Here is an 11,658-nt window from a genome sequence, read left to right on the forward strand (position 1 = left end):
TGGGCGTTCCGTCGCGCGGTACCAAGGCCCAGGCGTGCAGGTCGCGTCGCCACGCCTCCGGTAACCCGTCGAGTTTTCTGGTCAGCCAACCGTCCAGAGCGGCCGGACGGTCATCGTCCACGACGTCCATGAGGGTGAGGATCTCGACCACGTAGTCGACGTCGGTGCCGCGCCGGGTAGCGATCCGCTGGAAGTCGCTGCCCGGATCCGTTCGCCGTTCTGGTGTCCGGCGAGCAGCATCACCAGTACGCGTTGCATCGAGCGGCGAACCGTTCCCGGCCAGCCGCGCGCCTCGGCGATGGCATGAGCTACCCCCGTTTTGATGGAGCTTCTTGATCATGGTCTGATGGCCGTGGAAAGGAAGTTGTCCGTGGCAGCACCGAAGAAGTACCCCGACGAGCTACGTCAGCGCGCTGTGCGTCTGTATCGCGAGTCGGAGCCGAAGCCGGTGATCCGGCGTCTGGCCGAGCAACTCGGCGTGCATCACGAAGCGCTGCGGAACTGGATCCGCCAGGCCGAGGCCGACGCCGACGAGCGTCACGACCGGCCGACCAGCGAGATGGCGGAGGAGAACCGCCGGCTGCGCAGGGAGGTCGCCGAGCTGCGGCGGGCGAACGAGATCCTGAAAGCCGCGAGCGCGTATTTCGCGGCGGAGCTCGACCCGACCCGGCGACGGTCATGAGGTTCATCCATGAACATCGTGACCAGTTCGCGGTCGCGCTCCTGCTACGGGTCCTCGACATCGGCGCCTCGACCTACTACGCCTGGGTCAAGCAGACCGATCAGCCCTGCGACCGCGATGTGGTCGACCTGGGGTTGATCTCCAACATCCACGAGATCTGGGAGACTTCGGGGCGTACCTACGGCGCGGACCGGGTCCACCGGCAGCTACGCCGCGACGGCATCCGCGTGGGCCGCAAACGGGTGGAGCGGCTGATGGCCGGCCAGGGCTGGCAGGGGGCTTTCCTGCGGCGCGGCTGGCGCGGCGGCTCCACGAAGCAGGACCCGCGACACACGCCGTCGCCGGATCTGGTCAACCGGCGGTTCACCGCCGACGGGCCGAACCGGCTCTGGGTCGCCGACGCCACTCGCATACCCTGCGGCGAGGGCGTGTTCTGGCTCGCCGCCGTCCGCGACGCGTTCTCCCGCCGGATCGTCGGCTGGAAGACCTCCGACCGCTGCGACACCGACCTGATCCTCGCCGCCCTCGAATACGGAATCTGGTCCCGCGACGTCCGCGACGGCCAGTTGATCCACCACTCCGACCGCGGGTCGAACTACACGTCCTTCCGCTTCGCGCAACGCCTGCGGGACAACGGAATCCTGCCCTCCATGGGCTCCGTCGGCGACAGCTACGACAACGCCCTCATGGAGAACTTCTGGTCAACCCTGAAGATCGAGCTCGTCTACCGCACGAGCTGGAGGACCCGCGACGAGGCCGAGAACGCGATCTTCGCCTACATCGACGGCTGGTACAACACCCGCCGCATCCAGAAGGAACTTGGCTACCTCAGCCCCAACGAGTACGAGGCGACCTGGCACAGCCGCCAGACCGCACCAGACGAGCCACCTGTCACCACCCCTGCGCCAGCCGGCAGCAGGTAACCACCGCTCCAACAAAGCGGGGGAAACTCAGGCATGTGCCAGGTGCAGCCCTCAGGCGAGCTACGGGTTGTCCGGCGGCGGCTGGGTTCGCAGATCGATGCTGCTGTAGCGGTAGGTACGGGGCCCGGCATCGAACAAGGCGGGCTGCACCCAGCCGGTCACCGGCGTACCGGCGACCTGTGGTGGCGCCTTGAGCGGGCGTCCCTTGGCCCCATAGCGCCGCGACATGGTCCGCGGCGGCGCGTAACGCCGGTCGAAGCCGGTGAGGAACAGCTGATGGTGGCGCATCTCGGGCAGATACGGCCCGAGGACGACCGCATCGCGGGCGTTGCCAGCCAGAGCGAGCCGATCGAGGCGGGCCTGGCACCAGCACAACCGGCAGAAGCCCCTCTTCAGCCGACGGGCGAGTCCGCACGCGCCGCAGTCACCCACGTGATGGCCGTAGCGAGCGGCGGCGAAGTTGTAGCAGGCCAGGCACACCCCTGGGCGTAGGTCAGGCCCCACGCCAAACACTCCTCGCAGCTGGTGACGCTGCGACGGATCGCGCTGCCGTCGCGGTCGCGGGCTCCCACCGTCAGGCCGGGGGCAGTGACCGGCCGTCACGCCGGCGCGGTATCACCGTCGGTGGCGGGCCGGGCAGCGTGGCGTCCGCCGTCGGAGCAGCCGACTCCGACTCCTTGCGGCGCACCGTGTCGGGCTCGGGAATGAGCAGATCACCGATCTGGCAGCCCAGCACCACGCAGATCACGTCGAGGTCGGACAGCCGCACCGTCACCGGCTGCCCGGACCACAGGCCCGACATCTTCCCGGCGGAGATCACCAGACCGTGATCGGCGAGCATGCGCTGCATCTCCGACGCCTTCCAGATGCCGCGCTGTGCCGCCGCCAGCCGCAAGTTCCACCGCATGTCAACCAAGTCCTTCCAGCCGGCCGGCGGCGCGCTGCTGACCGGCCAGCCACGCCTTCTCGATGTGGTCCCGATAAACATGCACGTATTTCATGGTCGTGGCTACCCAGCGATGACCGAGCATCTCCTGGATCGCTACCAGATCCACTCCGCTCAGGTAGAGCCGGGAGGCGCAGTAGTGCCTTAGCACATGCGGGGAAAGCCGATCCGCCCACTTAGGGAGATGAGTGCGGACAGCGTCAGCGAGACCGACGCGCAGCGCTTCATAACCCACTCGTGTCCCGTTCCGGTCGGCGCCGAGGCGTTCGGACGGGAACAGCGGAGCCGCGGGGCGGGTGCGTTCGCCGCCGAACTGTGCCCACACGTCCTCGACGTGCCACCGCAACGTCCGGTCGCCGCCGTTGAGCAGGGGCACCATCCGCTCTCGCGGTCCGGAACCCCGGGCGCCTTTGCCGAACCGGACGTGGACCTTACCGAACGGCCCGAGATGCCACTTGACGTCATCCAGGTCCAGCAGCCGCGCCTCGCGGACGCGTAACCCGATATCGGCCATCAACCGGGCGGCCGCGTAGTTGCGCGCCATCGGCGCGTACTTGCGGCACGTCGCAAACTCCTGAGCCCACCCGGCGAACAAGGCCGTGACCTCGGCATCGGTGGGCGGAACCCGCAGCCTCGCGTCCTTCGTGCCGCGAGGCTGATTCATCTCATCGATCGGGCACGCCACGACCATGCCGGTCAACGCGTGCAACTCCGCCTGGTGCCGTAGCTCGAGGAACGCGAAGCAGACCCGCAATGCCTGCGAACGGGCCAACCGCGTCCCCGACGCCGACCCACGCAGCACCCGGCCGAAGTAGTCGTCAGCGTCCGCCGGCTGCATCTCCTATAACGGCCGCCCGAACCAGCCCCGAACCTGTTCGAGCTGGCGCACCTCGCCGCGCACGGTCTCGTCCGTCACGCCGGCCGACGCCCGCGCGAGCACGAACCCGGCGAGCACGTCGACCTCCAAATTCGCCAGCTCCTCGGCCGACGCCGGAGCACGCCGCTCGCGCAGATCGCGTACCACTGCCAGCCCCAACCCCAGCCTCCCGGGTTCGCCATGCCTGAAGTCGGGCCGGATGGGCTGACATGACTTCGAGATTACTGAATATCTGTCACAAGGAGCACCGTGATCCACAAGCTGAGAACTTGCACTTCAAGCAACCACACTCACCACGTTCCTAACAGGAACTCCAGCGATGTCGTACTGAGCACAGCGGGTTCCGACGAGCCCGGGCGCCCGCATCCGGATCCGGGAAGCGGGGTGGTGGCGTGACCACAGCCACCCGCCTGCGCCGTCCCCCGCCGTCCGGTGGCGGCGACGTGTCCGACCGGCGACGTCCACCGCGGTCTGCCGCCGGGGAGACCGCCGTGTCCTCAGGGTTGGGCGTGGCGCAGCTCCTCGGCGATCTGCCGTACCCGGGCCAGGGTGATCCCGCTGCGTTGTTCCACGGCGAGCGGGTGCGCGGTGGGTTCGAGCTCGACCAGCGGCCGGTGTCCCACCGGCTGGCTGCGGACCCGGGTCTTCAGGTTCACCGTCGTCGGCTGGTAGATCGGGATCTCCGTGGACAGCCAGCCGAAGTAGGACGGCTCCCGCTCCCGCCCAGGCGTGGTCCACACCTCGTTCATCCGGTCGAAGTTGGCCTGGCTCAGCGACACCCAGACACCCCAGTCGAAGTCGGTGTCAGCGTCGGTGACCGGGACGACGATGCGCGCGCGGACGAAGAAGTGCTGTCCCTGGATGACGCACTGCTCGTCGGTGAGGCCGCTGTGGTCCTCGCCGGCGAGGGTGTCGCTCCAGTAGACGGGAGCGTCGCTGCCGTAGGACAACGGCGGCCCGTCGTGGCGCTGGCCGCAGTGGCGGCACGTGTAACTCGTCGTCTGGTCGGTCACGGCGCGACGGTACCGCCGACGCGGCAGCCAGCCGCCGACACCACACGCCGGACCCGGGCCGGTACCGGCCCGGCCGGGAGGTGGGGTGGCCGTTGATCCTCCCGCCGCAGCGCGGATCGGCTCGCTGTGCACCGGCTACGGCGGCCTCGACCTGGCCGTCGAGCTGGTGCTCGGCGGCCGCCTCACCTGGTACGCCGAAACCGACCGCCACGCCACCACCATCCTTAACCGCCACTGGCCCGACGTGCCGAACCTCGGCGACATCCGCACCATCGACTGGAACACCGTCGCACCCGTCGACATCGTCACCGCCGGCTTCCCCTGCCAGGACATCTCCAACGCCGGCCGACGCGCCGGCATCACCGGTATCCACAGCAGCCTGTGGACAACCATCGCCGCCGCCGTTCGCGTACTACGACCGCAGCTCGTCTTCGTGGAGAACGTCGCCGCCCTCCTCCGCCGAGGGCTTGACGTCGTCCACGCCGACCTGGCCGAGATCGGGTACGACACGCGCTGGCTATGCCTACGCGCGTCCGACATCGGCGCACCCCACCGCAGAGACCGCCTGTTCCTGCTGGCCACACCCACCGAACGAGGAGGCACCGACGCTGCCCACCCCGTGCGCCCGTGACGGCAAAGGCCCCGGCCACCAGTACGGACTACCCGACCTGATCGAACCGACCGGAACCCGCCACCGCCTCCTCGTCCCGGATCCGACCGCCACGGCACACCGGCCCAACGCGTCCCCGCCGCCGGCCGGCACCGACCGCCAGTCCGGCGCCGCCCCGCGGCTGCTGCCGACACCCAGGGCCAGCGACACCGGCACCCCCGGCCGGCGGGCCGGAACCGGATGGCGACCACCACTGTCACAGATCCTGCTCCCCACCCCACGCGCCTCCGACGGCACCAAGGGCAGCCCGCGACAACGCGGATCACGCGGCGACCTCACCCTGCCCTCGGCGGCCGTACGGGTGCCGGACCGGACCCTGCCCACCCCGCGCGCCTCCGACGCACGAGGGCCGGGCCGACACGGCGACGGCGGCGCCGACCTGCGCACCACCGTCGCCCGGTTGGGCCAGCCCGACACCGACCGGTGGGGTGCCTACGCGACAGCGGTGGCCCGCTGGGAACTGCTGCTCGGCCGCCGCGTCCCCGAACCCACCCAACCCGGCCGGCACGACAAACCCGTCCTGGCCCCGCCGTTCGTCGAATGGCTCATGGGCCTCAACGACGGTCACGTCACCGACCCGACCCTCGCGATACCCCGCACCGGCGCGCTGCGGATCCTCGGCAACGGCGTCGTCCCCCAACAAGCCGCCGCCGCGCTACGGCTGCTGCTGTGCCCGCACCGGTGGGCCGCACCCAACCGGCCCAGTCGAACTCCCTGACCACACCGACCGAACCGGCGCCCCGGCTCCGACCAGGGTCGCGTCTCGGTGACGCCCGCCTTCCCCTTCGCCGCGCCACCTCACACGACCCAACCCACCCGCAGAGGGCCCGCCATCACCACGGTGGCGGGCCCTCCACCACCCATGCGACAAGAACCGTCCCCACCCGACGACCACCGGTACCGCAGGCGTGGACCGGCCGAGCGGCACCTGGGCGACGCCAAGGAAAGGACTGTTCGCCGCCGATCTGGGCCTGCGAGGCCGCGCATCCGCCCCTGACTATCCGCAGGCGCGCTGACCCGCTGCGGCCCGCCGTGCCGACCCGCCGGCCTCCCCCCTGCGGCCGGTGGATTCCCTCCACCTCACGTCCCCGGAAGGACCACCCCTGCCATGGCCAGCTCCGACCACCACTTCGCCGACCGCCCCGGCCCGGACAGCGAGCAGCCCGACGACACCGTCTGGACCGTCGACCGTATTCGCGCCCTCGGCCCGGTCACCGACATCGCCACCGCGGCGCGGATCTTCGGCCTGTCCCGCGCCGCCGCCTACGAACTCGCCAAACGCGGCCAGTTCCCGGTCGCCGTGCTGCGCTTCGGCAGCCGCTACCGGATACCGGTCGCGGCGATCCTCCACGCCCTGCACCTACCCGTCGCCGACGAGCAGCCGCCCGACCCGCCACCACCGGCGACTTGACCCGAACGCCGACGCACGCGTCGATCACCCCGTACGAAATCCGCAGCCACCGGCCGCACCCCCAACCCCGAGGAGCCACACCCACCATGGCCGAAGGATCCATCCACAAGACCTGCACCTGCCGCGACCCCGACGGTAAGAAACTCGGCAAACGGTGCCCCCACCTGCGCCGCGCCGGAGGCGCATGGAGCTCCCACCACGGCAAGTGGGGATACCAACTCGAACTACCGAGAAGAGTCGACGGTTCCCGCCGGTCACCGCTGCGCCGCTACACCTTCGACAGCCGCGACGAAGCGGTCAAGGACCGCGGCAACGCCATCGCGCTACTGGCGCTCGCCGGCGACGACACCGCCCTCGCCACCGAGATCGCCGACCTGCTCAAAAAGGTCAAGGCCGGCGAACCGATGCCCAACCGCGACACCATCGCCAAACGGGTCAACACCGGCCTCCCGGCCAGCGTCGACATGACCGTCGCCGAATATCTGCGGCAGTGGCTCGAGTCCCGGCGCACCATCGAACCGAGCACCAAACGCATCTACGCCAGCCACATCCAGAACCACCTCATCCCGCACCTCGGCACCGTCCCACTGGTGAAACTGCGGGTCGAGCACATCTCGGCCATGTTCACCGCGATCACCGACCACAACACCGCCATCGAGATCGCCCGGCAGAGCGAGGACCCGCAGATCCGCACCACCGTCCGGGGAGCACGCACCACCGGCCCGTCGACCATGCAACGCATCCGCGCCACCCTGCGCAAGGCACTCAACGACGCGATGGCCCGGTCCAACAACCGGCTGATCGACTTCAACCCGGCCAAGCACGTCGAACTCACATCGGCGAAGCAGCCCAAACCCCGGGTGTGGACGGACAGAGCCGTCGCACGGTGGCGCGAGACCGGAACAAAGCCCAGCCCGGTCATGGTGTGGACCCCGCAACAGGCCGGAGCCTTCCTCGACTACGCCCAGGACCACGACATCGCCCTCTACCCGGTGTTCGTGGGCATCATGCACCGAGGAATGCGCCGCGGCGAGGCACTCGGCCTGCGTGACAGCACCGTCGACCTGGACGCCGCCCTCGTCACCGTCGACCTGCAACGCACCACCGTCGGCTACGAAGCGGTCGACAAGAAAGTCAAGTCCGAGGCGGGTAACCGCACCTTCGCCCTCGACAGCTTCACCGCCGCCGCGTGGCGCGCCTACCTCGCCCGCCGCGCCCGCTGGAAGTTGGCCAGCGGCGGCAGCTGGCCGGACACCGGATGGTTCTTCGTCCAACCCGACGGCGAGAAGTGGCACCCGGACACCGTCAGCAAACGCTTCGACAGCCTCGTCCGTGACGCCGGACTGCCCCCGGTCCGGCTGCACGACCTACGACACTGCGCCGCCACCTACCTGAAAGCCTCCGGTGCCGATCTCACCGACGTCAAGGAACTCCTCGGCCACTCCACCATCACCATCACCAGCAACATCTACACCTCCGTCATCGTCGAATACACCTCCGTCATCGTCGAACTCCAGGTCGAGCGGGACAAGGCGGAGGCCGCCGCCGCGCTGGTTCCCCGCCGCCGACGCACACAGGCCGCCTGACCGATCCGAACCGCCGACACCACCTCCCGGTCTGCGACCACACCCACCCCCGACGACCCCAACCTGGGACTGAGGACATCAGATCGCCCGACGGGTCACCCGCCGTCACCCGTCAGCCGCAACAGCCCCACCCCGGGCAGCAGACGGGCGGATGTAGAAGCCGCGGCCAGGCAGAGTAGGGTTGGCCCTTGACGGGCCGTTAGCTCAATCGGCAGAGCTGAGGACTTTTAATCCTTAGGTTCTGGGTTCGAGTCCCAGGCGGCCCACCACATGACCTGGGAAAATAGTCACCAGTCGATGGCTGATCTACCCTTTATCCGGCCAAATTTGTCGGATGTGACCCGTTATGCGGGGAGCACCCAGCGAACACCCAAGACGCCCACGACCGCGTCGGCGTCGACGGCTGCAGGCCCGGACTGCAGGGTGTGGTACGCAGAGCGGGGAAGGCCGGGCCGGGTGACCATGCTCGCCGCCGATTGCAACCCGGCCATTCTCGGCGGCATCATGCAGAAGTTCGTCAACTACCGGCTGCGGTGGGTCGTGGTCGGCGACATCACGGGCCGCACCGCCGGCGCGCGCCTTGTCCGCTGGCCCCAGTCGGAGCCGGTTGGCGACCTGCGCGTCGGAGATCGGCGCGGCGTTCGGGTCAGCGATGCCATCGACGGCCGTGGTAGAAGAACGCCCCACCCAGGTACGGGACGGGTCGGCCGTCGGCGTGCGGCCTGGGCCTGACCGCCCACAACCCCGCGTACTAGGACTGGTGGACCCGACCGGCTGTGAGCCCGGGGTGCGCAACGTAGCCTGCCGTTATGCTGCGCTCGGGCGGCGCGGCACCATCTCCATGTCGATCTCCCGCAAGAGTCGATCGCGCCGCCCCGACCCTGCCCGGCATCACCCCGGGTCATTGGTGCTCTGACTGCCAGGTGAGGCAGGTGGGCCGGCGGCCCGTGGCGGCGTACTCGGCGACGGCGCGGCCGGCGGCGGCGACACTGGCCCGGGCCAGGATGGCGGGCACGGTGACCAGGCCGGAATCGGGCGATTCGACAACCGTGATCGGGCCGCCGGGTTCGCGCTCGATGCCCCGGGTGCCGTCCGGGAGCCAGCACACCGCGGCCCGGTTGACGCGCGTGTCGATGTCGATCCGGAGCTGAGCTGGCCCGCCCATGGGGCCGATCCAGATGGTCTGGCCGGTTCCACCGTGGGCCATGATCGACTCAGCCTGATCGGCGAACGACTCGGCGGCGCGGCCGGGGTCGGGCAACGGCTCGCGGTGGCCGTGGTAGTCCATCATCACCGCGGTCAAAGGTCCTCCTTCCCCTATGTCGGTCGGTCCACGTGGCCGACGGCGGGGGTGATACCGGCGCGGGAGGCTGGTGGGCTGGTGGGCGCGATCGCGGTGGCGGCGGCGGCGCGTCCCGGCATCGGTCTTCTGCCTGAGTGCTGCCGAGCGCGGATGGCCGCTCCAGGGATCCCGCGGGTACAGGTCGTGTTCCTGCCGTCATGAACTCACCTCCAACCTGGGCTGTGTCCATGGCTGTGGCCCGGGTGCGATTGGGTTGCCTTCCGGTCCGGTCGGGTTGGCCCGTCTGGCTAGCGGCCGAGGCGTCTGGCTGTCTGGTCGGTCAGCGTGTCGGTGAGGTCGTGCAGGAATGCGAGCGCCGTGTCCGTCTCCGCGGTGGGTGTCAGCGCCTGCGCGTACGCCGTCACGACCAGGTTCTCGTCGCGGATGAGGTGAGTGATGTCGATCTGGGTGGCTCCGAGGCCGCCGCCGGTGGTGCTGTTCGCGTCCAGGTCTTCGACGGTTTCGAATGATAGGCCGCTGTCTTCCCACCAGACGGTGAGGTCGGCGGTGGTGGTGCCGGGTGTGGTGTCCTCCACAGGTCGACGTAGCGGGCGGCGTCCTGGTTGTACGCCTCGACCGCTCCTGGCACGTCGTCGTAGACCCGGACCTGTATTCCGCCGACGGGTTCGAAGCCGCCGGGTTTGGTGGTGAAACGCCCGTCGGTGGCGTGGGCGACGAAGGTGCAGTCCGCCGACCAGTGGGTCCGTACCACGCTGTAGGTCGTGTGGTGGTCCAGGGCGGGAGCGAGGGTGAGCCCGAATCGCCGGAACAGGTCCTCCGACCGCAGCCGGTTGCACAGGTTCTGGGGCATCTCGTCATACGGCGGTGTGGGGTCGGGCCGCGGGTCCTCGGTGTCGGTCCCGCACGCGCCGGCGACGCTCATGAGTACGGCGGCTAGACACGCGGCGAGGATGCCCCGTCCGCTGGCGGTGGGGTTCATCGCCGCTCCTCGCGAGGGGTGTCGAGGGTGAGGGAGCAGGTGATCAGTCGGTGGTCCGATGGCGGCTGCTGGCCGGGGTCGGGTAGGTGGACGCGGTAGGTGTCGGGCAGGACGTGGGGTGTCATGGCGTCGTTGGCCAGGAGCCAGTCGATGAGCAGACCGCCGCCGGGGTCGATGCCGGGGTTGACGGTCGGCGCGATCGGCTGGGTGGTGTCGGCATGCCAGGCCATTTCGGCGACGGAGTGCAGGCCGCAGCCGTTGGTGCGCTGCCGGGTGGTGGTGTCCCATTCGCCGATGAGGTGGTCGAGTGCGCGGGTGTCCGGCCCCCATGTGCCGTCAGGCCCGAGTGTGCCTTTGTGGGTGCGCTGGTGAGGTGTGACGGCCGTCCAGTCCCGCTGCGGCAGGTGGTCGCCGGACGCGGTGCCGTTGAGGTCGCCGCCGCCGATGACCGGTAGCGGTTCGGTGCTGCCGTAGCGGCTGACGCGGCGGGCTTCCTCGAGCCGGGCGTCACCGGACAGCGGTTCGAAGTGGTGCACGAAGGCCAGGAACTCCCGCCGGTTGTCGCGTACGGGTCCGCTGTCGCGGAGGGCGAACCGGGCGACGTTGCGTTGGTCGTCGAACACGCCGGGGTCGTCGGGGTTCCACCAGCGGCGCAGTATCAGCAGGTCCGGGTTGTAGAAGATGGCGGGTGGCATCGGTCCGCGTCGCATCGAGCCCAGCTCGGCGACGTACGGGACACCGAGTTGGTCCGACAGGGCCTCGGCGGCGGCGTACTTCGCCGCGCCGGCGTTGTCGCGGTAGCGGCTCGCCTCGCAGAATTTTCCGATCTGGTCGTGGGGTGTACGCGACGTCCGTACGGGCGTTGTCGTTTGACCTCGCGTGCGTTCTAACCGACTGGTCTGGGACGTCGGTTCCCATCGTCGGTCGGAGGACGAGTGAGTGGTACGCCGGTTGTTGGTGACCTTCGGGTGCAGGAAGTCCGTCGGCGCGGTGGCCGCCGGTCGTACACGATCGTGTGGCCCGACGGCATCGTGTATCGGCAGGCCGATCGGTTCCTCGCCGAGTTCGACGGTTCTGGTACGCAGCGGACGTACGCGTACCTGCTGGTCGATCACCTGCGGTGGCTGGACAGGGAGGGACTGTCGCCGGAAGCGGTGTCCCTGGACGATCTGAAGCGGTACATGGCCGCGATCGGCGCGAAGTTCGCCGGCCCGTTCGGCGAGCCATGGCGGGACCGGCCGTTGGGGTAGAGCACGCTGGGCACGGCG

Annotated in this window: 16 protein-coding genes and 1 tRNA gene; 9 read left to right on the forward strand and 8 right to left on the reverse strand. The window is 69.6% G+C overall.

Annotation, left to right across the window (positions count from 1 at the left end; translation table 11 throughout):
- The first annotated feature begins 322 nt into the window (after positions 1–322).
- Both EDC02_RS38310 and EDC02_RS38315 read left to right on the forward strand, forming a co-directional pair.
- Positions 323–682, forward strand: coding sequence for a transposase (locus EDC02_RS38310; RefSeq protein WP_123606954.1), 360 nt, complete (start codon positions 323–325; stop codon positions 680–682).
- Positions 679–1,605 (forward strand): IS3 family transposase, encoded by a 927-nt coding sequence (locus tag EDC02_RS38315; RefSeq protein ID WP_123606955.1) that lies wholly within the window; start codon positions 679–681, stop codon positions 1,603–1,605. Before EDC02_RS38310 ends, EDC02_RS38315 begins: the two co-directional genes overlap by 4 nt.
- Positions 1,606–1,665: 60 nt before the next feature.
- Here the strand turns inward: EDC02_RS38315 and EDC02_RS38320 are convergent, their stop codons facing one another.
- The 5 genes from EDC02_RS38320 to EDC02_RS38335 all read right to left on the reverse strand — a co-directional run bounded on the left by EDC02_RS38320 (position 1,666) and on the right by EDC02_RS38335 (position 4,441).
- Positions 1,666–2,109, reverse strand: a complete 444-nt coding sequence (locus tag EDC02_RS38320) for a hypothetical protein (RefSeq protein WP_148083816.1) — start codon at positions 2,107–2,109, stop codon at positions 1,666–1,668.
- Positions 2,110–2,179: 70 nt separating this feature from the next.
- The gene (locus tag EDC02_RS38325) at positions 2,180–2,512 is read right to left on the reverse strand and encodes a helix-turn-helix transcriptional regulator (protein WP_123606957.1); all 333 of its coding nucleotides are present in this window, start codon (positions 2,510–2,512) and stop codon (positions 2,180–2,182) included.
- A gap of 1 nt (position 2,513) precedes the next feature.
- Complete coding sequence (locus tag EDC02_RS38330; protein WP_233606655.1) at positions 2,514–3,389, reverse strand: site-specific integrase; 876 nt, start codon at positions 3,387–3,389, stop codon at positions 2,514–2,516.
- A 3-nt stretch (positions 3,390–3,392) separates the two neighbouring features.
- Positions 3,393–3,587, reverse strand: a complete 195-nt coding sequence (locus EDC02_RS42190; protein WP_233606656.1) for a hypothetical protein — start codon at positions 3,585–3,587, stop codon at positions 3,393–3,395.
- Between the two features lie 338 nt (positions 3,588–3,925).
- Entirely contained in the window at positions 3,926–4,441 is a 516-nt protein-coding gene (locus EDC02_RS38335; protein WP_123606958.1) for a DUF2199 domain-containing protein, read from the reverse strand.
- An 85-nt stretch (positions 4,442–4,526) separates the two neighbouring features.
- Between EDC02_RS38335 and EDC02_RS38340 the strand changes: the two genes are divergently transcribed.
- The 6 genes from EDC02_RS38340 to EDC02_RS40655 all read left to right on the forward strand — a co-directional run bounded on the left by EDC02_RS38340 (position 4,527) and on the right by EDC02_RS40655 (position 8,840).
- Entirely contained in the window at positions 4,527–5,072 is a 546-nt protein-coding gene (locus EDC02_RS38340) for a DNA cytosine methyltransferase (RefSeq protein WP_123606959.1), read from the forward strand.
- Between the two features lie 37 nt (positions 5,073–5,109).
- Complete coding sequence (locus EDC02_RS38345) at positions 5,110–5,829, forward strand: hypothetical protein (RefSeq protein WP_233606739.1); 720 nt, start codon at positions 5,110–5,112, stop codon at positions 5,827–5,829.
- A 390-nt stretch (positions 5,830–6,219) separates the two neighbouring features.
- Positions 6,220–6,522, forward strand: coding sequence for a helix-turn-helix domain-containing protein (locus EDC02_RS38350; protein WP_199758063.1), 303 nt, complete (start codon positions 6,220–6,222; stop codon positions 6,520–6,522).
- A gap of 86 nt (positions 6,523–6,608) precedes the next feature.
- Positions 6,609–8,108: a tyrosine recombinase XerC gene (gene xerC / locus EDC02_RS38355; RefSeq protein ID WP_123606960.1), complete on the forward strand. Its 1,500-nt coding sequence runs from the start codon at positions 6,609–6,611 to the stop codon at positions 8,106–8,108.
- Positions 8,109–8,301: 193 nt separating this feature from the next.
- Positions 8,302–8,377 (forward strand) — tRNA-Lys (locus EDC02_RS38360).
- Between the two features lie 193 nt (positions 8,378–8,570).
- On the forward strand, positions 8,571–8,840 hold the full coding sequence (locus EDC02_RS40655; RefSeq protein ID WP_233606740.1) for a DUF4180 domain-containing protein: 270 nt from the start codon (positions 8,571–8,573) through the stop codon (positions 8,838–8,840).
- A gap of 169 nt (positions 8,841–9,009) precedes the next feature.
- On the opposite strand, the gene EDC02_RS38370 is transcribed toward EDC02_RS40655, so the two are convergent.
- The 3 genes from EDC02_RS38370 to EDC02_RS38380 form a co-directional block, all read right to left on the reverse strand.
- Positions 9,010–9,402, reverse strand: a complete 393-nt coding sequence (locus EDC02_RS38370; protein WP_233606741.1) for an Imm1 family immunity protein — start codon at positions 9,400–9,402, stop codon at positions 9,010–9,012.
- 296 nt (positions 9,403–9,698) lie between these two features.
- Positions 9,699–9,986 (reverse strand): hypothetical protein, encoded by a 288-nt coding sequence (locus tag EDC02_RS38375; protein WP_123606963.1) that lies wholly within the window; start codon positions 9,984–9,986, stop codon positions 9,699–9,701.
- Between the two features lie 400 nt (positions 9,987–10,386).
- Positions 10,387–11,100, reverse strand: coding sequence for a hypothetical protein (locus EDC02_RS38380; RefSeq protein ID WP_148083817.1), 714 nt, complete (start codon positions 11,098–11,100; stop codon positions 10,387–10,389).
- A 225-nt stretch (positions 11,101–11,325) separates the two neighbouring features.
- Between EDC02_RS38380 and EDC02_RS41155 the strand changes: the two genes are divergently transcribed.
- A complete protein-coding gene (locus EDC02_RS41155; RefSeq protein WP_199758064.1) occupies positions 11,326–11,640 on the forward strand; it encodes a hypothetical protein in 315 nt (104 codons plus the stop codon).
- Positions 11,641–11,658 lie beyond the last annotated feature (18 nt).

This window comes from Micromonospora sp. Llam0 (assembly GCF_003751085.1).
Classification (GTDB): Bacteria; Actinomycetota; Actinomycetes; order Mycobacteriales; family Micromonosporaceae; genus Micromonospora_E.